Below are 22,769 nucleotides of genomic sequence, written 5' to 3'. Positions count from 1 at the left end.
CTGAAACCTTTCTCAACCAGGCAGCACATTCCAGCGATCGCTGGTCTTACCTCAAGGAGATACCCATGACCCGTACCACCCGACGCCTCTTCCTCGGCGGCACCGCCGCCGTCGGCGCCACCGTTCTCGCCGCCTGCAGCGGAGGCGAGGGCGGGGGCGGGGACATCCCGGAGGAGATCCCCGCCGACGAATCCGCGAAGATCGCCTACAGCATCTGGGATCAGGCGCAGAAGCCGGCCATGGAGAAGATCGTGGCCGCGTTCAACGAGGAGTACCCCAATATCGAGGTCGCCATCAGCGTGACCCCCTTCGCGCAGTACTTCGAGAAGCTGCAGACCCAGGCCACCGGTGGAGACCTGCCCGACGTCTTCTGGATGAATGGACCGAACTTCCAGCTCTACGCCGCGGAGGGCAAGCTTCAGGACCTCGCTGGCGTTCCGGGTCTTGATACCTCGAAGTACCCCCAGGCGATGAACGATCTGTACACCCTCGAAGACGTCCAGTTCGCAGCTCCGAAGGACTTCGACACCATTGCCCTGTGGTGGAACGAAGAGCTGTTCGAGCGGGCCGGGGTCGCGACGCCGGAGGAGAACTGGACCTGGGACGACTATGCAGAGGCTGCTCGGGGTATCACCGACGCCCTCGGCTCCGAGGGGATCTGGGGCGGCTGCAACGGCGTCGAGAACCAGGCCTACCTCTACGCCCTGACCTTCCAGGCCGGTGGCGAGATCATCTCCGAGGACCGCACCACCTCCGGATACGACTCGCCCAGCGCCATCGAGGCCTTCACCTTCGCCCGCTCTCTGGTCGAGGACGGGGCTCACCCCTCGATCGCCTATCTCACCGACAACAAGCCCTCCGACGTCTTCAATGGGGGGAAGTCGGCGATGTACTGGTCCGGCAACTGGTCCGCCGCGGTCTTCAAGGATTCTCCGGTGAAGGAGTCGATCCGCACCGCCCCGCTCCCGCAGGGCTCCGAACTCGCCAACGTCATCCACGGGATCGGCAACGCGATGGCTGCCGACGGCAAGAACAAGGCGGCGGCTGCGGCCTTCCTGGCCTTCATCTCCGGCGAACAGGCGAACGTGATCCAGGCCGAGGAAGGCGCGGCGAACCCGGCGTACGAGGGCACGGCTGATGCCTACGTCGAGTCGGTTCCCGAGTTCAACCTCCAGATGTTCATCGACAATGCCGCCGACGCCCACCCCTACCCGATCTCGAAGAACACCAACGCCTGGCTGAGTCTCGAGAGTGACTACTACCCGCGCATCATGAGCGGGGAGCTGGACGTGGAGGCCGGGCTCAGGGAGCTTGCGGGGAAGATGAACGAGGCGCTGGCCGATGAGGAGTGAGCGCACCGGTGCCCTGAGACGGGACGACGCCTGGGCCTGGGTATTCATCGGGCCGCTGATGGCGGGTGTCGCTGTCTTCTACTTCTGGCCCCTCCTCAGCACGTTCTACAACTCCTTCACGGAGTTCGGCTCCTTCGGCGGCACTGAGTGGATCGGACTGGAGAACTACCGGAACCTGGTGACGGACGACGAGGTCCCCCGGGCGGTCCTGAACACGCTGATCTATACCGCAGTCGTGATGCTCGGGATCCCGCTCTCGGTGTATCTGGCGTCGTTGCTGAACCGGCCCGGCCTGCGCTTCGCCTGGTTCTACCGGGTCATGTTCTTCATGCCGATCGTGGCGATGCCAGCGGCGATCGCCATGGTCTGGCGCATGATCTACAACAGCGACTTCGGGATGCTGAACTACCTCCTGTCGCTGATCGGGATCGAGGGCCCGTACTGGATTGCGAGCCCCGGCTGGGCGCTGGCCGCCGTCAGCATCGTCGGCCTCTGGGCGTCGCTCGGCTTCTCGATCATCATCCTCTCCGGGGGTCTGCGCGGGATACCGCCGGAGCTGTACGAGGCCGCCTCACTGGACGGCGCAGCCCCCATGCGGCAGTTCTTCTCGCTCACGGTGCCGCTGCTCACGCCCAGCATCTTCTTCCTCACCATCATCACGGCGATCAACGGCTTCCAGCTCTTCGATCTGCTGTACGCGCTGATGGGCCCGACGAATCCGGCGATGTCGCGCACCCAGTCGCTCGTCTTCCTCTTCTATGAACAGGCGTTCGGTCAGAACGACAAGGGGTACGCCTCAGCGATCGCCATGCTCATCCTGGCCATCATCGGTCTGATCACGGTGGTCCAGTTCCAGTTCCAGAAGAAGTGGGTGAACTATGACTGACACCGCCGTCACGTCCCCGAGCACCGGGCAGGTGCAGGCCCGCGGCATGCAGAGCGGGGAGCGAGGTCGCAGGTCCCGCGGCCCGCGCAACATCGACGCCTATCTGGTGCTCACATTCGGCGGGTTGATCATGATCTTCCCGTTCGTGTGGCAGCTGATCATGTCGCTGTCCACGCAGGCGGAGGTGACGAGTGTGCCTCCCACCCTGCTCCCGGACGTCGTGCAGTGGCGCAACTACGTCGACGTCTTCGACCTGCTGCCGTTCGCGAGTCAGTTCTCGGTGTCGGCATCGGTCACCGTGATGCGGGTGGTCGTGCAGATGATCCTGTGCGCGATGGCTGGGTACGCCTTCGCCCGCATGCAGTTCCGAGGTCGCGGGATCATCTTCGCGCTGCTCCTGTCCATCCTGATGGTGCCGAGCCAGATCTACCTGATCCCGCAGTACTCGATCATTCAGAACATGGACCTGCTGAACACTGTGCTGGGCATCGCGATGCCAGGGCTGTTCAGCGCGTTCGGAACCTTCCTGCTGCGACAGCACTTCATCTCGATGCCCGGCTCGCTCGAGGAGGCGGCGAGGCTCGACGGTGCCAATCAGTGGCAGATCTTCTGGAAGGTGATGCTCCCGCTGTCAGGGCCTGCACTCGCCTCGGTCGCCATTCTCACCACGATCGCTTCGTGGAATGATCTGCTGTGGCCGCTCGTGGTGAGCACCTACGAGGAGCAGATGCCGCTCGCGGTGGGTCTGGCTACGCTGCAGGGACAGCACATGACGAACTACCCCGTGATGATGGCTGCGAGCCTGCTGGCGATGACGCCGATCCTCATCCTCTTCCTCCTCCTCCAGCGCCGTGTGGTCGAAGGACTCGCCCACTCGGGAATGAAAGGTTGACCATGATGACCTCTGCTCACGCCGACCCCTTGCGCGTCGGCGTCGTCGGCACCGGCGGGATCTCCCGCGCCCACCGGCCCGGCTGGACCCAGCTCGGCGTCGACCTGCACTGCTACAGCCTCGCTGGCGCCGAGGAGTTCGCGGCCGAGTCCGGTGCGACCGTGCACGGCACCCTCGAGGAGCTGCTGGCCGCGGTGGACGTCGTGGACGTCTGCACCCCCACCCCGGAGCATCCGGCGATCGTGCGCGCGGCGCTGGACGCCGGCATGGACGTGATCTGCGAGAAGCCGCTCGCCCTGGATCCCGCGGAGGCGCTCGACCTGGTCGAGCATGCCGAGAAGGCGGGGCGCCGGCTGTTCCCGGCGCACGTGGTGCGGTACTTCCCGCAGTACGCCGCGGCGAAGCGCGCGATCGACACGGGCGCCGTGGGGAACCTCGCCGTGCTGCGCTTCGAGCGCACCGGCTCCCTGCCCAGCCGTGAGTGGTACGCGGACGAGGAGCTGTCCGGCGGCATCGTGATGGACCAGATGATCCACGACATCGACCAGGCGCTCTGGATGGCCGGCCCCGTCGACCGGGTCTACGCCCAGCAGGCGATCGCCACCTCCGACGCCGCGGTGCGCACCGCGCACGTGGTCCTCACCCACCGCTCGGGCGTGCTCAGCCACTGCCGCGGCTTCTGGGGCCCGGCCGGCACCGCCTTCCGCTACACCTTCGATCTCGCCGGGGACGCAGGTCGGCTGCAGTACGACAGCGCCGGCGACTCCGGGATCGTCTTCGACGCCGTCGCCTCCGCCCGGCAGTCCAGCGGCGATGGCTTCCTCCCCGACGTTTCGGTCCTGGCCGACCCCTACGCGGCCGAGATCGTCGAGTTCATGACGGCGCTGACCACCGGCGCCCCCACCCGCGTGGATGCGGCCGACGGCGCCCTCGCCGTGGAGGTCTCCCGCGCCGCCCTCGAGTCCCTGCGCACCGGACGGAGCATCACATGCTGACCGCACGCCCCACCTACCCTGCTGGCCCGCTGAAGATCGCGCTGATGAGCTGCGCGCACACCCACGCCATGAGCTACGCGGCGCAGCTCGGGGCCCGGGCGGAGGTGGACCTGGTGGTCGCCGATCCCGACGGCTACGGCGATGTGCGCGGGGTGCGCGTGGTCGCCTCCTACGAGGATGCCTGGGCCGCCTGGCCCGAGGGCCCCGACGCCATCGTGGTGACCAGCGCGAACGCCCACCACAAGGACCTGGTGCTCGAGGCCGCGCGCCGCGGCGTGCACGTGCTGTGCGAGAAGCCGCTGGCCACGAACGTTTCCGACGCCGAGGCGATGGTCGCGGCATGCCGAGAGGCCGGGGTGGTGCTGATGACCGCCTTCCCCGTGCACTTCGCCCCCGCGATCCAGGCGCTGCGCACCGCGGTGGCCGACGGCACCCTCGGCGAGGTCATCGGACTCACCGGCACCAACAACGGCAAGCTGCCCTCGGCCCGCGATTGGTTCACCGATGTGGAGCTCGCCGGCGGCGGCGCGATGGTGGACCACACGGTGCACCTGGCCGAGATCCTCGACTCGGTCTTCGGCCCTCCCGCGACCGTCCACGCGGTCACCAACCGCATCCTGTACGCCGAGCGGGCGGGGGAGGGCGCCGAGACCGGCGGCCTGGTCACCCTCACCTATGACTCGGGTGTGGTCGCGACCATCGACTGCTCCTGGTCCCAGCCGGCCGACGCCCCCACCTGGGGCGGCCTGCGCCTGCAGGCCCTCGGCACCGGCGGGCAGCTCCAGATCGACGCCTTCGCCCAGCACGTGGGCGGGCCCGGCCAGTGGCTCCCCTACGGGACGAACACCGACGCCCTCCTGCTCGACGCCTTCCTGGGTGCGGTGCGTGAGGGCCGGACGGCGGATCCCACCGGTGAGGTGGGGCTGCGCACCGTCGCGGTCGTCGCCGCCGCCCAGGAGTCCGTGCGCACCGGCCAGCCGGTGGCGCTCGCCGCGACGACCTGAGATGACAGCACCCGGCACGGTGCTCGATGATCGCGAGCTGCGCTGCGTCCTGGCGGTGGCACGCTCGGGTTCGCTGCGCGGTGCCGCTCGCCAGCTGGGCCTCGCGCCGTCGGCCGTGCAGCGCACGATCGCGGCGGTCGAACGCCGCCTGGACGGGGTGCTCTTCGAGCGCGACGTCGCCGGGGCACGGATCACCGCGCTGGGCCAGGTCGTGGTGCGCCATGCCCAGGAGCGCCAGGACCTCGAGACCGGGTTCGCTGAGGAGATGGCCCGCGCCCGGACCGCCGAGGTTGGGGAGGTGACCCTGGCGGTCGGGCTCGGATTCCTCGAGGACATCGGGTCCCAGGTGCTCGGCCCCTTCCATGCCGCACATCCCGAGGTCACGCTGCGCGTCCGGACCGGGGGCACGGATTCGATGGTCGAGGCGCTCACGGCGGACGTCGCCGACATCGCGATCGCCCTGCACCCCGCGCCGTCGGCCGAGGTGGCCACCGTGCGCATCCTGCCGCAGCCGCTCGGTCTGGCCTGCGCCGCCGACCACCCGCTCGCCCGGCGGGGCGAAGGAAGCGGGCCGCTCCGCCCTGCGGAGCTCGCGGGAGAGAGGTTCGCGGTGATGCTGCCTGGCTTCGGCCTGCGCGCCCTGCACGACGAGTTCACCAGGGTCCACGGGGTCCACGGCGACGTCGTGCTGGAGACCGACTCCCAGGCGGTGCTGATCGGCGCGGTCGCTCAGGGGCAGGCGGTGTCGCTGCTTCCACCGGTGTTCCTCACCCCCGCCCCGCCTGGCAGCGACGTGGTGCTGCTCGACGTCGCCGATGAGCATGTCCGGGCCGTGCGCGCGGAGCTGATGGTGCGCCGCGGCCGCCGATTGCCGGCTGCGGCCCGCGCCCTGCTGGACACCTGCGCGCACTGGATGGACTCGCAGGCCGCACGCTGAGCGCGAGGCCGGCGCGGAACGATGGCCGGATCCAGCTGCTCCTGCCGTGCTGAGCCCGCGATCCCGCACCCGGGTGTTCTCTCGTGGGCAACGCCCTGTCCTGTCTGAAGGGGCTATGCGGGACATCATCCGGGGCCCTAGTCTCCGAAGGATCCCCGCCGGGACGTTCTCCTCACTGCCGAGGCGCAGCCCCGGCCCTTCCCCCGAGGAGGTCCCATGGAGACCGCACGTGGTCTGTTCCAGCTGTGGCCCTTGCATCTCGCCGTCCTGGTCATCGGCGTGATCAGCCAGCTGATCGGGATCCGCAGCATTCCGATCGGTATCGGCACCATCCTGCTGCTGCCGATGCTCTTCGCCTTCGCGCTCGCGCTGCTGCTGAACCCGAACATCATCGGCGCGGTCAAGAAGATCATGCCGGTGCGCCGAGCCGCTGCCGCGAGCCCGCTGATCGTCATCGCGATCATGCCGTTCATCGCGCGCTTCGGCGCCGATATCGGCCCCGGCATCGAGCTCGTGATCCGCTCCGGCCCCGCCTTGCTGCTGCAGGAGATCGGCAACCTCGGCACCATCGTGCTGGCCTTCCCGGTCGCGGTGTGGATCCTGAAGATGGGCCGTGAGTCGATCGGTGCGGTCCACTCCATCGTCCGTGAACCGAACATCGCGATCATCGCGGACCGCTACGGACTGCGCAGCCCCGAGGGCACCGGCGTGCTCGGCGTGTACGTGATGGGCACCCTGTTCGGCACCTTCATCTTCGCGATCATCGCCTCGGTGCTCTCGACCGCGAACGTGTTCAGCATCGAAGCCCTCGCGATGGCCTGCGGCGTCGGCTCCGGATCGATGATGGCCGCCTGCGCCGGAGCGCTCGCCGCTGCGAACCCCGGATCCGCAGAGTCCATCACCGCGCTGGCCGGTTCCTCCAACCTGCTCACCTACGCCACCGGCATGTACGTCTCCCTGTTCGTGGCGCTGCCGATGGTGGAGTGGATGTACCGCAGGTCGCGCCCCGACGACCCCGCCAACACCCGCCGCCCCGCCGTCACCTCGAAGGGAGAGGCAGCCTGATGACCACCTCCGACGCCGCCGGCCAGAACCCCAGCGACCACCACCCCATCGGCCAGAACCCCGCCGATGACCTCACCGACCTCGACTTCGCCGAGACCGACGAGCGCAAGGTCGCACTCGTCCCCACCCTGCGCGACCTCGCCGTGATCTCCCTGATCTCGGTGCCGATCCAGCTGATCGCCACCGAGCTGACCGTGCTCGACATCGTGATCGGCCTGGTGGTCCTCTACGGCATGTGCGTGCTGGGGCTGCTGCTGACCAAGTACGTGCCCCTGCGACTGCCCTCGGTCGCCTGGATCTCCCTGGTCGCCGTGGTGCTCACCCTGCCGATGCTGCCCTGGGCAGGCGTGATCTTCCCACTGGTCGAGGGGATCAACTTCCTCGCCCTCGCGGTGCCGCCGCTCGCCTACGCGGGCTTCGCGATCAGCAAGCTCGAGATCGATGTCCTGAAGCGCTCCGGCTGGAAGATCCTGCTGGTCGCGATCATGGTCTTCCTCGGCACCTATGTCGGCTCCGCCGCGATCGCCGAGATCACCCTGCAGATCACGGGAGGCGTGTGATGACGCCGGCCGTGAACACCGAGCGCGTCTCGAGCTTCACCCTCCCGGACCGGATCGTGGTGGGGCTGGGGCATATGGGCGCCGGCATGGCCACGAGCCTGGTGCGCGCCGGTCACCGGGTGCTGGGGGTGGACCCCGGACCGGTGCCCACCCCCGCGGGGGTCGAACGCACCACGCTGCCCGAGGCGCTCACCGAGGCACAGGCACCGGTGCTGGTGCTCTCCCTGCCGGGCACCGAACAGGTCGATCAGCTGCTGCCCGACCTCGAGCATGCCCCGTCCCCCGTGCTCGTCATCGACGCCAGCACCTGCCCGCCAGCCGATGCCCGCCGCCGCGCCGCATGGCTCGCGGGGCACGGGCACGTGCTGGTCGACGCACCCGTCTCGGGTGGCCCCTCCGGTGCGGCCGACGGAGCGCTGACCGTGTTCCTCGGCTGCTCCGAGGAGCACCTCGAGAGGGTGCTGGACGCTCTCGATCCGCTGGCCACCCACGTCAACCATGTCGGTGAAGTGGGCGCGGGAAACACCGCGAAGCTGATGAACAATCTGCTGTGCGGCGTCCACCTCTCCGCCGCCCAGGCCCTGCACGGTGCTGCCGAGGCCTCCGGTGTGGAGGTCGAACGGCTGCTGGCAGCGGTCAACACCGCCTCGGGCCGCAGCGCGGTGACCGAGATGAACCTGCCTCGCTGGGTACTCTCCGGCAGCTTCGACTCCGGCTTCCCCGTCGGCCTGATGGCCCGCGACGTGGGACTGGCCGCAGACATGGCCGAAGAGCTCGGGGTCTCCTCCCCGCTGGTCGGGGCCGCACGAGAGATGTGGGACCGGCTGCTCGAGCAGGTCGGTCCGAGAGAGGACTTCAACAAGATGGTGACCACCCGATGACCCCCGCGCCCGCCTCTGCTTCTGCCGCAGCCACCCCTGCGCCGCCCGAGCTCGACATCTGGCAGCACCTGATGGGCACCACCGAGATCGGCAGCCACGTCGCCGGGCAGGTGCTCCCCGGGACGGGGGAGGAGGTGGAACTCGTGGATCCTGCCGCGGAGACGGTGCTGGCCGGCTACCGCGACGGCGCCGAGGCCGCGGTCGATGCCGCGGTCGACGCGGCCACCTCCGCTCAGCGGATCTGGTGGGGGCTGACCGCCTCCGAGCGGGGCCGCATCCTGTGGGGGATCGGAGCGCAGGTGCGCGAGCACCTCGAGCAGATCGCCCGCCTCGAGGCCCGCAGCGCCGGCAAGCCGCTGAAGGACGCGACCGGGGAGACCACCAAGGTCGCCGAGATGTTCGAGTACTACGCGGGCTGGGCCGACAAGCAGCACGGCGAGGTGATCCCGGTTCCCACCAGCCATCTCACCTACACGGTGCGCGAGCCGTACGGGGTGGTCGCCCAGATGACCCCGTGGAATGCGCCGGTGTTCACCGCGGGCTGGCAGCTCGCCCCTGCGCTTGCCGCCGGGAACGGCGTGGTGCTCAAGCCCTCAGAGCTCAGCCCGCTGACCTCACTCCTGCTCGCGCGGCTCGTCGAGCGCGCGGGCGCGCCCGTCGGGCTGGTGAACGTGATCGCGGGGCTGGGACCGACGGCAGGCAATCGCCTGGTCACCCACCCGGGCATCGCCAAGGTGGTGTTCGTGGGCTCCCCGGCCACCGGCCGACGGATCGCGGCCGCCGCAGCCGAGCAGCTGACCCCCTGCGTGCTCGAGCTCGGCGGCAAGAGCGCGAACATCATCTTCGACGACGCGAACCTCGACCGCGCCGTCGGCGGAGCGGCAGCCGCGATCTTCTCCGGCTCCGGGCAGAGCTGCGTGGCGGGCTCGCGCCTGCTCGTCCAGCGGTCCGTGCACGACCAGGTCGTTGAACGGCTCGGCACACTCGGGGCCGCGATCCGTCAAGGGGACCCGATGGATCCAGCCACCCAGGTCGGCCCGGTGCAGAACCGAGCCCAGCTCGAGCGGATCACCGCGATGGTGCAGGACGCGCGCGCCGGAGCCGAGGTCGTCACCGGTGGCGCACGCCTGGACCGTCCGGGCTTCTTCTACCCGCCCACCCTGCTGGCCGGAGTGGCCAACACCGACGACATCGCCCAGCGCGAGGTGTTCGGTCCGGTCGTCGCCGCGATCCCCTTCGACGACGAGGAGGAGGCGATCGCACTCGCCAACGCCACCGACTTCGGCCTCGCCGGCGCCGTGTGGACCGGGGCCGTGGACCGCGGGCATCGCGTCGCCGCCGCGCTGCGGGCCGGGACCGTGTGGGTCAACAGCTACAAGACCATCAATGTCATGGCGCCCTTCGGCGGGTTCGGGCACTCCGGCTTCGGCCGCTCGAGCGGCTACGACGGCCTGCTGGAGTACTCCGAGCCGAAGGCGGTCTGGGTCGAGACCGATGCCGAGGCCCCGCTGGCGTTCGGGTACTGAGCCCGCCGTCGACTGCCGGGCCCGCCGTCGGCTGCCAAGGCCCTCTGCGGCGTCGATCCCGCGCCGGCTCACCGCGCGATGTCGCGCTCGAGGACCGGAGCGAGGCGGAAGGGGATCAGCTCGCCCATCGCGAGCGAGGTATCGGTGCGGATCACGCCCTCGCAGCCCAGGATCAGCTTGTTCACGCGGTAGAGGTCGTCGGTGTCGCGGCACACGCAGCGCACCAGGATGTCGTGCAGGCCGCTGAGCCCGTGCACCTGCACCACCTCGGGGATCTCGCGCAGCTGCGCGATGACCTGCTCGAGGCGCGGTTGATCCACCTGCGTCTCCATGAACGCGGTCAGCGGATAGCCGAGCGACGCGGCATGCAGCCGCCGGTCGTATCCCTGGAGCACCTGACCCGCCTCGAGCGCCGCGAGCCGTGACTGGACGGTGTTGCGGGAGAGCCCCAGCCGCTCCGCGAGGGAGACGATCGTCGAGCGGGGGTTCTCCGTCATGGCCAGCAGGAGCCGTCGGTCGGTGTCATCCACGATGCGCATAGTGCGCGATTCTACGCTCCCGTAGCCTCGAGTGGTGAGCATACTGCTGAACTTCTCTGGTTCTCATTGTACGTCCTGCGCTCTCGGCGTAGCGTGCTCGGTGACGATGACGTCACGCGCACCCACCCGGTGCGGACGTCCCATGCGCCCACCCGGCGCGGCGGATTCTGGAGGTCCGAATGTTGACGACCACGTCAGCTCCCGACCACGACCTGGTCGCTGGACTCGTACAGCCCCTGTACGTCCTCGCGGAGGACGGCACCCGACACCCCGACCCCATCCTCGATCCCTTCCTGCGCGATGTGGACGAGGAACTGCTGACCGGCCTCTACCTGGACATGGCCGTGATCCGCGCGCTCGACGACGAGGCCGTGGCCCTGCAGCGCCAGGGCGAGCTGGGGCTCTGGCCCCCGCTGAGAGGCCAGGAGGCCGCCCAGATCGGCCTGGCCCGCGCCCTGCCGAGCACGGACTTCTTCTTCACCTCGTACCGCGAGAACGGCCTGGCCTGGTGCCGCGGCGTCAGCGCGGGGGAGATGCTCTCGGTCTGGCGCGGGACGACTCTGTCCGGCTGGGATCCCTTCGCCCACCACATGGCCACCCCGCAGGTGATCATCGGGGCGCAGGCCCATCACGCCGTCGGCTATGCGATGGCCACGAAGGCGCAGGGCAAGGATGACCTCGCCGTCGCCTGCTTCGGTGACGGCGCCATGAGCCAGGGCGATCTCAACGAGGCGATGGTCTTCGCCGCCTCCTTCCGCGCACCGGTGCTCTTCTTCTGCCAGAACAACCAGTACGCGATCTCCGAGCCGGTCGCCCTCCAGGCCACGGTCCCGATCGCGCTGCGCCCCACCGGCTTCGGGATCCCCTCCCTGCGGGTCGACGGCAATGACGTGCTCGCGATGCGGGCGGCGAGCCTGCACGCGGCCCGGCACATCCGCTCCGGCAAGGGGCCGATGTTCATCGAGGCGGTCACCTACCGCCTCGGCCCGCACACCACGAGCGACGATCCCACCCGCTACCGCGACGAGGCGGAGCTGGAGGCCTGGCGACGCCGCTGCCCGCTGGGTCGCCTGGAGCGTCATCTCGAACAGCTCGACAGCGACGTGGAGCAGCTCCGCGCCGAGGGGAGGAGCCGCAGCCTCGAGGCCACCACCGCGCTGCGGGAGGCAGTGACCACGCTGCCCGATCCCGCCCCGGAGAGCCTCTTCGAGCACGTGCTGGCCACCGAGCATCCGGGCCTTCTCCGCCAGCGGGAGCAGTTCCGGGCCTTCACCGCCTCCCTCGCTCCCGAGGCGCCGGAAGCACGGCCGACGGAGGGATCTCCGGCATGACCACCACCACGAGCACGAGCACGAACACGACGACCACCACCATGACCATGGCCGCAGCGCTGAACGCTGCCCTGCGTGACGCCCTCGCGGCGGATCCTGATGTGCTGCTGATCGGTGAGGACATCGGCGCCCTCGGCGGCGTCTTCCGCATCACCGACGGGCTCCAGGGCAGCTTCGGCCCCGACCGGGTGATCGACTCGCCGCTCGCGGAGTCGGGGATCATCGGCACCTCCGTCGGCATGGCCTACCGCGGCATGCGCCCGGTGTGCGAGATCCAGTTCGATGGGTTCGTCTACCCAGCCTTCGACCAGATCGTCGCCCAGGTCGCCCGCCTGCACTACCGCACCGGCGGGACGGTGATGATGCCACTGACCATCCGGATCCCCTTCGGCGGCGGCATCGGCGCCGTCGAGCACCACTCCGAATCACCCGAGGCCTACTTCGCGCACACCCCGGGCCTGCGGGTGGTCACCGTCGCCGACCCCCAGGACGCCTACTCCACGATGCGTGCCGCGATCGAATGCCCCGACCCCGTCATGGTGTTCGAGCCGAAGCGTCGCTACTGGTCCAAGGGCGAGGTGGACACCACCGTGACCGCCGACCTCTCCTCGGCGCGGGTCCTGCGAGCGGGGACGGACGCGACCCTCGTCGCCTATGGACCGCTGGTGGTCACCGCCCTCGAGGCGGCGGTCGCGGCGGAGGACGACGGCATCAGCCTCGAGGTGATCGATCTGCGCTCCCTCTCACCGCTGGACCGGGACACGGTCGCCGCCAGTGTGCGCCGCACCGGCCGCCTGGTGGTCACCCACGAGGCACCGGGCAACGTCTCGCTCTCCTCCGAGGTGATCACCTCGGCCGTCGAGGACTGCTTCGACCACCTGGAGGCCGCCCCCGAACGGATCACCGGCTTTGACACCCCTTACCCGCCTGCCGCGGTGGAGGACCACTACCTGCCCGGCATCGACCGGATCCTCGACGCCGTGGACCGCACGCTGGGCCGACGCAACTCGAGGGAGGCTGCCTGATGAGCGACTTCCGACTCCCCGATCTCGGGGAAGGACTCACCGAGGCCACGATCGTGGCCTGGCAGGTCGCCGTGGGCGACGAGGTCACCCTGAACCAGGCGCTGGTCGAGGTGGAGACCGCGAAGGCCCTGGTCGAGCTGCCGAGCCCCCGCGCCGGGCGGGTCAGTGCGCTGCACGCCGCCGAGGGCGAGACCCTCGCCGTCGGCTCGCCGCTGATCGGATTCGAGGAGGTGAGCGAGCCCGCCGCTGCAGAGCCGGTGAAGCCCGCCGCCCCGCAGCGCCAGCAGGTGCTGGTCGGGTACGGGCCCGTGCTGCCCGGCACCGGACGGCCGCGCCGCCGGCCCCGCTCCTTCGAGACCGAGCCCTACGTCAGCCGCAGCGCGGAGGTCGCCGCGGGCGAGACGTCCGCCCACGACACCCCCAAGGCGATGCCGCCGGTGCGCCGACGTGCCCGTGACCTGGGCGTGGACCTCACCGCAGTGCACGGCTCGGGCCCCGGTGGGCGGATCCTGCGCGCCGATGTCGAGGCCTCCGCGCAGGGCACGACGGGTGCCCACGACAGGACCGGCGCTCCGACGAAGTGCTGCAGCTCGAGCTCCAGCACGGGTGCCGGCACCAGCCCCCACGCCTCAGCCCGCGCCTCCGGCCGCGCGTCCACCCGGGTGCCGGTGACCGGCCTGCGCCGCGAGACCGCGCGGGCGATGACCGACTCGGCCTTCACCGCCCCGCAGGCCTCGGTGCACACCACGATCGACGTCACCGACACCCTCGAACGGCTGCGCCGCCCGGGGCGGGACGGGAGGAAGTCGTCGTTCCTCGCCGCGGTGTGCCAGGCGATCCTGCCGGCCGCCGCCCGGACCCCGTCGGCCAATGCGCGCTACGACGCCGAGGCTGGGGAGATCGAGCACTTCTCCCGCGTCGCGCTCGGCATCGCCGTCGCCACCGAGCGCGGCCTGGTGGTCGCCACCGTGCCGGACACCGAGGAGCCGGACACCGAGGAGGCGGACGGCGCGACCCTCACCGAGCGGATCGCAGCGCTGGTCGCCACGGCACGGGAGGGGTCCCTGACCCCGGCGGAGCTGACCGGCTCCACCCTCACCGTCACCAACGTCGGCGTGTTCGGCGTCGAGGGCGGCGTGCCGATCCTCAATCCCGGCCAGAGCACGATTCTCGCGATCGGGGCGCTGCGCACACAGCCGTGGGAGCACCACGGCGAAATCGCGTTGCGCACGGTCGTGACGCTCACGCTCTCCTTCGACCATCGGGTGCTCGACGGCGCGGAGGCCTCCCGTTTCCTCATGGATGTCGCCGACGTCCTGTCCGATCCCGCGATCCTGCTGACGAGGTAGCCATGGATGCACTTCACCACGCCTCCCGTCCCGACGGTGCTTCCCGCGCCCAGGCGATGGATGCCCTGGTCGCCGAGCTGCGAGCCCGCCTCGCGAAGGCTGCGGAGGGTGGCTCCGCCGCGGCCCGGGAGAAGCACCGCGCCCGCGGCAAGCTGCTGGCCCGGGAGCGGATCGATCGCCTCCTGGATGAGGGCACGCCCTTCCTCGAGATCGCGCCGCTGGCCGCCGAGGGGATGTACGACGGGGCCGCGCCGGGCGCCGGGGTGGTCGCCGGGATCGGGATGATCCACGGCCGGCACTGCCTGATCCTCGCCAACGACGCCACAGTCAAGGGCGGCACCTACTTCCCACTGACCGTGAAGAAGCACCTCCGCGCGCAGGAGATCGCGCAGGAGAACCTCCTGCCCTGCGTGTACCTGGTCGACTCCGGCGGCGCCTACCTGCCGATGCAGGACGAGGTGTTCCCCGACCGCGACCACTTCGGGCGGATCTTCTACCACCAGGCCCGGATGAGCGGCGAGGGCATCGCCCAGCTCTCCGCCGTGATGGGCTCCTCCACCGCCGGCGGCGCCTATGTCCCGGCGATGAGCGACCAGACCGTCATCGTGCGCGACCAGGGCACGATCTTCCTCGGCGGACCACCGCTGGTGAAGGCCGCCACCGGCGAGGAGGTCAGCGCCGAGGACCTCGGCGGCGGGCTCATGCACACCGAGGTCTCGGGCGTGGCCGACCACCTCGCCGAGGACGACGAGCATGCCCTGTCGATCCTCCGCGACATCATCGACACCCTCCCGCACCCGGAGCCGGTGCTGCCCCGCGAGGACTCCCGCCCGCCCGCCGCCGACCCCGAGACCATGGGCGAGGCGGTGCCGGCCGACCTCTCCACCCCCTATGACGTGCACGAGGTCATCTCCCGGATCGTCGACGCCGGGGAGTTCTCCGAGTTCAAACCCACCTACGGCGCCACCCTGGTCACCGGCTTCGCGCGGATCCACGGGCACCGGGTGGGCATCGTCGCGAACAACGGAGTGCTGTTCAGCGAGTCCGCGCTCAAGGGCGCCCACTTCGTCCAGCTCTGCGACCAGCGCGAGATCCCGCTCGTGTTCCTGCAGAACATCGCAGGGTTCATGGTCGGCGCCGAGTACGAGCGCGGCGGCATCGCCAAGGACGGCGCGAAGATGGTCACCGCCGTCGCCTGCGCCCGGGTCCCCAAGCTCACCGTCGTCATCGGCGGGTCATTCGGCGCCGGCACCTACTCCATGTGCGGGCGCGCCTACTCCCCGCGGTTCCTCTGGCTGTGGCCGAACGCCCGCGTCTCCGTGATGGGCGGCGCCCAGGCCGCCTCCGTGCTCGCCACCGTCACGCGCGACCGCATCGAAGCGAGCGGCGGCACCTGGAGCGATGAGGACGAGGCGGAGTTCCGTCGGCCCATCATCGAGGACTACGAGACCCAGGGCAGCCCCTACTACTCCACCGCCCGGCTCTGGGACGACGGGATCATCGAACCCGCCCAGACCCGCACCGTCCTCGGGCTCGCGCTCGACGTCGTCTCCCGTGCCCCGCTCCCCGCGCTCGCCCGCGGCGTCTTCCGGATGTGAGGCCGACGATGTCCAGCCACCCCGTAGTCAGCACTCCGCTGCTCGACACCGCTCAACCCGACACCCCCGAGCTCCACACCGTCCTGATCGCCAACCGCGGCGAGATCGCGATGCGGATCCTGTGCACCGTGCGCGCCCTGGGCCTCGCCGCGATCGCCGTCCACACCGACGAGGACTCCGGCTCCGCCCACGTCACCGCCGCCGACCGCGCCGTGCGCATCAGCTCCTATCTCGACGGCGAGGAGATCATCGCCGCGGCGCGGGCCACCGGTGCCCGGGCGATCCACCCCGGCTACGGCTTCCTCTCCGAACGGGCCGACTTCGCCCGCGCCTGCGAGAGGGCCGGGATCGTGTTCGTCGGACCCTCCGCCGCCGCGATCGAGACCATGGGCGACAAGATCTCCGCCCGCGCCGCGGTCACCGCCCGCGGAGTGCCGGTCGTGCCGGGACTCGCCGCCCCGGGGCTGGACGATGCCGCACTGCTCGCCGGCGCCGCGGAGGTCGGCTTCCCGCTGCTGGTCAAGCCCGCAGCAGGCGGCGGAGGGAAGGGCATGCACCGGGTCGCCGCCGCACAGGAGCTGCCCGCCGCGCTCGCCGCCGCCCGCCGGGAGGCCGCAGGCGCCTTCGGCGACGACACCCTCTTCCTCGAACGCTGGATCACCGCACCGAAGCACATCGAGGTGCAGATCCTCGCCGACACCCACGGAAACGTGATCCACCTGGGGGAGCGGGAATGCTCCCTGCAGCGCCGCCACCAGAAGGTCATCGAGGAGGCGCCCAGCCCCTCCCTCACCCCTGACCAGCGTGCACAGTTCGGTCGCGTCGCCGTCGAAGCCGCCTGCGCTGTGGACTATGTGGGCGCCGGGACCGTCGAGTTCATCGTCGATGGCACGGCGCCCGATGCCCCGTTCTTCCTTGAGATGAACACCCGCCTCCAGGTCGAGCACGCTGTCACCGAGGCGATCACCGGGATCGACCTGGTCGCCGAGCAGCTCCGGATCGCGGCCGGGCAGCCGCTGTCGCTCACCCAGGAGGATGTGCACCTCGAGGGCCACGCGATCGAGGCCCGTCTCTACGCCGAGGATCCCGTCGCCGGGTTCCTGCCCACCGGCGGGACCGTGCTCGCCCTCGCCCTGCCGGAGGGTGCGCGCGTGGACCACGCCCTGGCTGTCGGCGCCACCATCTCCAGCAGCTACGACCCGATGCTCGCCAAGGTCATCACCCACGCCCCCACCCGCGCCGACGCGCTCGCAGCGCTGGACCGGGCGCTCGAACAGACGCACCTGCTGGGAGTGGTCACCAACACCGCCTTCCTCCGTGCGCTGCTCGCCCTCGACGAGGTGAAAAGCGGTGACATGGACACCGGCCTGATCGAGCGCCGCCTCGATGAGCTCACCCCGCCCGCGGTCAGCGCCCGCGCGCTCGCCGTCGCGGCGCTGGTGCGCTGGGAGCAGGTGGCACGCTCCCGTCCGCGCGGCCTCTGGCATGCGCCGTCGGGCTGGCGGCTCGGGGCACCAGCACCCTTCGTGGTCCGCTTCGCGGCGGCTGACGGGGTGGGCGGAGCCGACGGGGCCGGCGGAGTGGGAAGCGGCGGTGCGGCCGACGGCACGGGCGCTGACCACGGAGCTGTTCCCGCCGACGATGGGCTGGTGGTGGTCGCACTGACCGGCTTGCCGGAGCAGGCCCAGGCGACGGTGGGAGAGCAGCAGTTCGCTCTCGCGCTCCATGCGGGAGCTGTCACCGTGGACGGCATCCGTCTGCCGCTGCTCCACCACGGCACGGACTCGTCGGTGTGGATCGGCCTGCCGGGCGAGGACCGCGAGCTGAGCCTGCACCGTCCCGTACGGGGCGCAGCAGGGCGGGACGCAGCACCGACTCTCGCCTCGCCGATGCCGGGCACCGTGACGATGGTGCTGGTGGCCGACGGGGACCACGTCGACGCCGGGGACCCGGTGCTGGTGGTCGAGGCGATGAAGATGGAGCACACCCTCAGCGCGCCGAGCTCCGGGACCGTGCACCTGCAGGTCAGCGCCGGAGACCGGGTGGCCCGCGGCGAGGAGGTCGCGCAGGTGGTGCCCGGGGAAGAGGGCCCCGAGGCAGAAGGCCGGGAGTCCGATGGCCCCGAGTTCGAGCGACCCGGGACCGAGGGCCCCCATCACGTCGACCAGGAGGCCCGCCCATGACCGATCACGTGCCCGACCCCGTGCCTGATGCGCCGCGCATCGTGCAGCGCGGCCTCTATGCCGAGGAGCTGCAGATCGGGGCGATCTACGAGCACCGCCCCGGCCGCACCCTCACCGAGGCGGACAACGTCCTGTTCTCCACCATGACCATGAACCCGCAGGCCCTCCACCTCGACGCCGCCTGGAGCGAGACCACCGAGTTCGGGCAGCGGCTGGTCAACTCGATGCTCACCCTCGCCACCGTCGTCGGGGCGTCCGTCGCCCAGCTCACCCAGGGCACCTTGGTGGCGAACCTCGGCTTTGGCGAGATCAGCTTCCCCCGCCCCCTGCACCACGGCGACACCTTGTACAGCGAGACGCAGGTGCTCGCCGTGCGGCCCTCGAACTCGCGGCCCGGGCAGGCCGTGGTCTCCCTCGTCCACACCGGACGCAACCAGCACGGCGAGGTCGTGGTCCGCGCCGAGCGCACCACGCTCCTGCACGCCAGCGCCTCAGCGCACGCCGCACCCCAGAAGCACGGCCAGGAGGATTCATGAACACCAGGACCCACGAGCACCTCTCGCCGCGCAGCCGCACCACCTGCCGCGAGCGACACGGCGCGAGCGGCGGGCACGACGCCGAGGACCATGAGCTCCTGCCGCTGGGCCCCTCGCTGCTGTTCTGCCCCGGGGACCGCCCGGACCGCTTCGCGAAGGCCGCTGACCGCGCCGACGCCGTGATCCTCGACCTCGAGGACGCCGTCGCCCCGGAGCACAAAGCCGCCGCCCGCGACGCCGTCGCCGCTCACGGTCTGGATCCGGCGCGCACCATCATCCGGGTCAACGCTCCCGGGGAGTCGGACTTCTCCGCCGACCTGCTTGCTCTCGCCCCGCTGCGGCCGCGCTGGGTGATGCTGCCCAAGGCCAGCAGCCTCGCCGAGGTGGACCGACTCGTCGGCGCCCTGCCCGGGGTGAAGGTGCTGGTCCTGTGCGAGACGGCCCGGGGCGTGCTCGCCGCGCCGACGCTCGCCGCCCACCCGGACGTGGTCGCGTTGATGTGGGGAGGGGAGGATCTCATCGCCTCCCTCGGTGGCACCTCCTCCCGCCACCGGGATGGCAGCTACCGCGAGGTGGTGCGCCATGCTCGCTCGAGCGTGCTGCTGGCCGCCCGGGCCAATGGCCGCAGCGCGATCGACGCGATCCACTCCGACCTCGCCGACGAGGCCGGCTGGCGGGCCGAGGCCGAGGATGCCGCGGCCAGCGGCTTCACCGCGACCGCCTGCATCCACCCGGCCCAGGCCGCGGTCATCCGCGACGCCTACGCGCCGACCGCGGACCAGACCGCCTGGGCGCGTGGGGTGCTGGCTGCCGCCGAGCGAAACGGCTCTGGGGTGTTCGAGCACGAGGGCCACATGGTCGATGGCCCGATCCTGCGCCACGCCCGCTCGCTGGCCTCCCGCGGCCTCGCCAGCTCACTGAACCCGCACCTCTCCGACCCCTCATGAGAACCGCCTGATACGCACCCCCTGATACGCACCCCCTGATACGCACCGACGCGTCATGAGCACCGCCGCCCCGCAGAAGGAGACCCCTGTGAGCACCACCCCCACACCCCCGCCCGGCACCGACATGCTGAGCGAGGAGCACCAATGGCTGGCCGCGCAGGTGCGCGACTTCGCCGACGAGGTCGTCGCTCCGGCCAGCTATGAGTACGACACCAAGCGGGAGCTGCCGATGGGGATCATCGCCCAGATGGGAGAGCTCGGGCTGTTCGGCCTGCCGATCCCGCGCGAGTACGGCGGGCAGGGCAAGGACTACATGTCCCTCTGCGTGGCCGTGGAGCAGCTGGCCCGGGTGGATCAGTCGATCGCGGTGACCCTCGAGGCGGGGCTGGGGCTCGGCGCGATGCCGATCCTCACCTTCGGTACCACCGCGCAGAAAGAGCGCTACCTGCCGGCGCTGGCCCGCGGCCAGGAGCTCGCGGCCTTCGGGCTCACCGAGGCGGAGGCCGGCTCCGACGCCGGCGCCACCCGCACCTCCGCACGGCTCGAGGGCGGTCAGTGGGTGATCGACGGGACCAAGCAGTTCATCACCAACTCCGGCACCCCCATCACCTCACTGGTCACCGTCACCGCCGTGACCGGGCAGCGCCAGCGCGCCGACGGACGCACCACCCCGGAGCTGACCAGCATCATCGTCCCCACCGGCACCCAGGGGTTCACGGTGCTGCCGGGCTACGACAAGGTCGGCTGGCACACCTCCGACACCCACCCGCTGCTGCTCGAGGACGTGCGCGTGCCCGAAGAGAACCTGCTCGGGGAGCGGGGCCGCGGCTTCTCGAACTTCCTGGCGATCCTCGACCAGGGACGGGTCGCGCTCGCGGCGCTGTGCGTCGGCGCCGCCCAGGGCTGCCTCGAGCAGGCGGTGGAGTACGCCAAGCGGCGCGTGGTCTTCGACCGGCCGCTCGGCGACAACCAGCACATCGCCTTCACGATCGCCCGTATGCAGGCCCGGGTCTCCGGTGCCCGCGCCCTCATGCATGAGGCCGCCCGCCGCCTCGATGCCGGGATGCCCTTCAGCAAGGAGGCTTCTCTCGCGAAGCTCGTGAGCAGCGAAGCCGCGGTCGCCAACGCCCGCGATGCCTGTCAGATCTGGGGCGGCAACGGGTTCCTCAACGAGAACGTCGTGGCCCGCCACTACCGCGACTCCCGCGTGCTCGAGGTCGGCGAGGGCTCCACCGAGGTGCAGCTCGCGATCATCGCCAAGCACCTCGGGTTCTCCAAGGCGCTCGTGGGGTGAGGTGGTGGCGTCGAGCGCAAGCTTGAAGACGCGCTCGCGAGCACAGATCCGCCCCCGGGCGCCGATGCGCAAACCCGAGGACAGACCGGAGAGCGGCACCGCTTTCCTATAGGGTGCTGATGCTGGGACCGCAGGGGTCCTGAGCCCCCGACGGGGAGAGGAAGTACCGAGATGGCCGTGCGACGAAAGGTCCTGCGCGCCGAGGTCGAGGAGCTGATCCTCCAGCGACTGCTCGAGGCGCAGTGGCCCCCGGGGGCTCGGCTCAGCATCGATGGGCTGGCCCGCGACCTGGAGGTCTCCCCGACCCCGGTCCGCGAGGCGATGGTGTCCCTCGAGCGCTCCGGCCTGGTCGAATACGTGGCGCTGCGCGGCTATGTCGTCGCACCGCCGCTGGATGCCGTGCACATGACCGAGCTGCTGGATGCGCGCAAGGTCGTCGAGTCCGCCGCGCTCGGCCGCGCCTTCCACGATCAGGACGCGTTGCTCGTCGATCTCGATGAGGCTCACCGCCACCACACGGAGGTGCTCTCCCGCATCGACGATGCGGGTTCCGAGGACTATGCGCTGCTCAATGAGCATTTCCGTGCCGACTGGGCGTTCCATCAGGTCTTCTTCGCTCACGCCCAGAACCGCTACCTGCGCACGATGGTGGAGAACCTCAGCACCTACACCCACCGGATGCGGCAGACCTGGTCCGGAGGCCCCGAGACCTTCGACGGCCATGTCGCTCTTCACGAGCACGGGCTGATCCTCGAGAAGGTCCGTCAGCACAACCACGACGGTGCACTGCTGGCGCTCACCGCCCACCTCGACGGGGTGCTCGCTCGATCGCTCACCGGTGTCGAGGAGCGATCGAGGAACGGGACCGAGTAGCCGGGCCAGCCGCCTGGCTCATCGGCCGGGCCACGCCGCCCGGTTCAGCGACCTCTTCCGGTTCAGCGGTCGGTGAACGGGTCGTCGTCGTTGCCGAAGCGGGCCCGGAGGAACTCGGAGTGGACATCCAGGGAGCGGGTCACGCCCGTTACCAGTGTGTTCTCGACTCGGTCGATGCCCTCCCCGAGCACCTTGAGCTGCTCGTCGATGCTCTCCAGATTCGCGACCGCCTGGTCCCGCGCCCCCTCGGTGGTGGTGGGGGAGAGGAAGCCGACGGTGTTCTCCAGGGCGTCCACGAGCTCGGGGATGTAGCGGTCAGCCATTCCCTCCAGCAGCATCACGTCGCCGTCCGAAGCGCGCCGTGACTGCAGCGAGGCCGAGCCCAGCAGAGCGTCGATCCGCAGCAGCAGCGTCTCCGTGCGCTGGAGGATAGAGCGGACCGCGGGGCTGGGCGCGCTGCGTCGCAGGCGGTGGAGGCGCCGGCGCTGGGCGCGTGAGTCCTTCACGATCTTCTCGAGCGTCGCACGGGTGGCCGCCGGGATCTGCCCGACCGAGGCGCGATCCAGGCGAACGGTCTGCGGTGCGCGGTTGCGGAGCAGCAGGCCCGTGCCGCCTCCGACCACGACCGCGACGCCGAGCCCGGCGATCAGGGGTGCGAGCAGCCCCGCGCCGCCGATCAGGCTGCTGACGCCGAGCAGGAGGAAGCTGCCGATCCCCAGCCCTCCGCCGAGCACCGAGGGGACACCGACGGTGAGCCAGCGACCTCGACGGCGCGGCACCGAGACCGCCTTCGAGTATGGGGAGTGGATCTTGCCCTCGAGCGGACCCTGGCCCATCCCTGCTCCAGGTCGCCGGCCGGCGGGACCGTTCCAGGCGTTGCCCATGTTCCGGGACGCACCGCCGCCAGGCCGAGAAGGAGTGCCGGCCCGTCGGGCCGGGTGATCTCGTGGCAGGCGGTTGTGAGCATTCATGGCACTCACCAGGCTAGCGCGGGCC

21 protein-coding genes are annotated in these 22,769 nt (G+C 70.6%); 19 read left to right on the top strand and 2 right to left on the bottom strand.

Annotated features, from left to right (window positions below):
* Positions 1-65: 65 nt before the first annotated feature.
* The 10 genes from ACT3SQ_RS15385 (at position 66) to ACT3SQ_RS15340 (ending at position 10,098) form a co-directional block, all read left to right on the top strand.
* Positions 66-1,352 carry an ABC transporter substrate-binding protein gene (locus ACT3SQ_RS15385; RefSeq protein WP_441446052.1) on the top strand — a complete coding sequence of 429 codons (1,287 nt, stop codon included), beginning with the start codon at positions 66-68 and terminating at the stop codon, positions 1,350-1,352.
* Positions 1,342-2,238 (top strand): carbohydrate ABC transporter permease, encoded by an 897-nt coding sequence (locus tag ACT3SQ_RS15380; RefSeq protein ID WP_444601338.1) that lies wholly within the window; start codon positions 1,342-1,344, stop codon positions 2,236-2,238. Before ACT3SQ_RS15385 ends, ACT3SQ_RS15380 begins: the two co-directional genes overlap by 11 nt.
* Positions 2,231-3,130, top strand: a complete 900-nt coding sequence (locus ACT3SQ_RS15375; protein WP_442332623.1) for a carbohydrate ABC transporter permease — start codon at positions 2,231-2,233, stop codon at positions 3,128-3,130. Before ACT3SQ_RS15380 ends, ACT3SQ_RS15375 begins: the two co-directional genes overlap by 8 nt.
* Before the next feature lie 5 nt (positions 3,131-3,135).
* A complete protein-coding gene (locus tag ACT3SQ_RS15370; protein WP_444601337.1) occupies positions 3,136-4,125 on the top strand; it encodes a Gfo/Idh/MocA family protein in 990 nt (329 codons plus the stop codon).
* Positions 4,119-5,129: a Gfo/Idh/MocA family protein gene (locus ACT3SQ_RS15365; RefSeq protein ID WP_444601336.1), complete on the top strand. Its 1,011-nt coding sequence runs from the start codon at positions 4,119-4,121 to the stop codon at positions 5,127-5,129. Before ACT3SQ_RS15370 ends, ACT3SQ_RS15365 begins: the two co-directional genes overlap by 7 nt.
* A gap of 1 nt (position 5,130) precedes the next feature.
* A complete protein-coding gene (locus tag ACT3SQ_RS15360) occupies positions 5,131-6,066 on the top strand; it encodes a LysR family transcriptional regulator (protein ID WP_442332620.1) in 936 nt (311 codons plus the stop codon).
* Positions 6,067-6,282: 216 nt separating this feature from the next.
* A complete protein-coding gene (locus tag ACT3SQ_RS15355) occupies positions 6,283-7,131 on the top strand; it encodes a DUF3100 domain-containing protein (RefSeq protein WP_444601335.1) in 849 nt (282 codons plus the stop codon).
* Positions 7,131-7,691, top strand: a complete 561-nt coding sequence (locus ACT3SQ_RS15350; RefSeq protein ID WP_444601334.1) for a hypothetical protein — start codon at positions 7,131-7,133, stop codon at positions 7,689-7,691. The genes ACT3SQ_RS15355 and ACT3SQ_RS15350 overlap by 1 nt, the downstream gene beginning before the upstream one ends.
* 11 nt (positions 7,692-7,702) lie before the next feature.
* Complete coding sequence (locus ACT3SQ_RS15345; protein ID WP_444601333.1) at positions 7,703-8,572, top strand: NAD(P)-dependent oxidoreductase; 870 nt, start codon at positions 7,703-7,705, stop codon at positions 8,570-8,572.
* Positions 8,569-10,098 carry an aldehyde dehydrogenase family protein gene (locus ACT3SQ_RS15340; RefSeq protein ID WP_442332866.1) on the top strand — a complete coding sequence of 510 codons (1,530 nt, stop codon included), beginning with the start codon at positions 8,569-8,571 and terminating at the stop codon, positions 10,096-10,098. The genes ACT3SQ_RS15345 and ACT3SQ_RS15340 overlap by 4 nt, the downstream gene beginning before the upstream one ends.
* Before the next feature lie 68 nt (positions 10,099-10,166).
* On the opposite strand, the gene ACT3SQ_RS15335 is transcribed toward ACT3SQ_RS15340, so the two are convergent.
* Complete coding sequence (locus tag ACT3SQ_RS15335) at positions 10,167-10,637, bottom strand: Lrp/AsnC family transcriptional regulator (RefSeq protein ID WP_442332865.1); 471 nt, start codon at positions 10,635-10,637, stop codon at positions 10,167-10,169.
* 179 nt (positions 10,638-10,816) lie between these two features.
* Between ACT3SQ_RS15335 and ACT3SQ_RS15330 the strand changes: the two genes are divergently transcribed.
* The 9 genes from ACT3SQ_RS15330 to ACT3SQ_RS15290 all read left to right on the top strand — a co-directional run bounded on the left by ACT3SQ_RS15330 (position 10,817) and on the right by ACT3SQ_RS15290 (position 21,773).
* Entirely contained in the window at positions 10,817-11,968 is a 1,152-nt protein-coding gene (locus tag ACT3SQ_RS15330; RefSeq protein ID WP_444601332.1) for a thiamine pyrophosphate-dependent enzyme, read from the top strand.
* On the top strand, positions 11,965-12,993 hold the full coding sequence (locus tag ACT3SQ_RS15325) for an alpha-ketoacid dehydrogenase subunit beta (protein WP_444601331.1): 1,029 nt from the start codon (positions 11,965-11,967) through the stop codon (positions 12,991-12,993). The genes ACT3SQ_RS15330 and ACT3SQ_RS15325 overlap by 4 nt, the downstream gene beginning before the upstream one ends.
* On the top strand, positions 12,993-14,342 hold the full coding sequence (locus tag ACT3SQ_RS15320) for a dihydrolipoamide acetyltransferase family protein (protein WP_442332957.1): 1,350 nt from the start codon (positions 12,993-12,995) through the stop codon (positions 14,340-14,342). Before ACT3SQ_RS15325 ends, ACT3SQ_RS15320 begins: the two co-directional genes overlap by 1 nt.
* Before the next feature lie 2 nt (positions 14,343-14,344).
* Positions 14,345-15,940 carry a carboxyl transferase domain-containing protein gene (locus ACT3SQ_RS15315; protein ID WP_444601330.1) on the top strand — a complete coding sequence of 532 codons (1,596 nt, stop codon included), beginning with the start codon at positions 14,345-14,347 and terminating at the stop codon, positions 15,938-15,940.
* Between the two features lie 8 nt (positions 15,941-15,948).
* Positions 15,949-18,123, top strand: a complete 2,175-nt coding sequence (locus tag ACT3SQ_RS15310; RefSeq protein ID WP_444601329.1) for an acetyl/propionyl/methylcrotonyl-CoA carboxylase subunit alpha — start codon at positions 15,949-15,951, stop codon at positions 18,121-18,123.
* Positions 18,120-18,659, top strand: coding sequence for a MaoC family dehydratase (locus ACT3SQ_RS15305; RefSeq protein ID WP_345075956.1), 540 nt, complete (start codon positions 18,120-18,122; stop codon positions 18,657-18,659). The genes ACT3SQ_RS15310 and ACT3SQ_RS15305 overlap by 4 nt, the downstream gene beginning before the upstream one ends.
* Positions 18,656-19,606: an HpcH/HpaI aldolase/citrate lyase family protein gene (locus ACT3SQ_RS15300; protein WP_444601328.1), complete on the top strand. Its 951-nt coding sequence runs from the start codon at positions 18,656-18,658 to the stop codon at positions 19,604-19,606. The genes ACT3SQ_RS15305 and ACT3SQ_RS15300 overlap by 4 nt, the downstream gene beginning before the upstream one ends.
* A gap of 124 nt (positions 19,607-19,730) precedes the next feature.
* The gene (locus ACT3SQ_RS15295) at positions 19,731-20,900 is read left to right on the top strand and encodes an acyl-CoA dehydrogenase family protein (protein ID WP_444601340.1); all 1,170 of its coding nucleotides are present in this window, start codon (positions 19,731-19,733) and stop codon (positions 20,898-20,900) included.
* Between the two features lie 171 nt (positions 20,901-21,071).
* On the top strand, positions 21,072-21,773 hold the full coding sequence (locus ACT3SQ_RS15290) for a GntR family transcriptional regulator (protein ID WP_444601327.1): 702 nt from the start codon (positions 21,072-21,074) through the stop codon (positions 21,771-21,773).
* 62 nt (positions 21,774-21,835) lie between these two features.
* Here the strand turns inward: ACT3SQ_RS15290 and ACT3SQ_RS15285 are convergent, their stop codons facing one another.
* Positions 21,836-22,609: a hypothetical protein gene (locus ACT3SQ_RS15285; protein ID WP_444502023.1), complete on the bottom strand. Its 774-nt coding sequence runs from the start codon at positions 22,607-22,609 to the stop codon at positions 21,836-21,838.
* Between the last annotated feature and the right edge of the window lie 160 nt (positions 22,610-22,769).

Source organism: Brachybacterium sp. AOP42-C2-15, assembly GCF_052377065.1.
Lineage (GTDB): Bacteria > Actinomycetota > Actinomycetes > Actinomycetales > Dermabacteraceae > Brachybacterium.
This window is presented reverse-complemented; position numbering and strand designations above follow the sequence as displayed.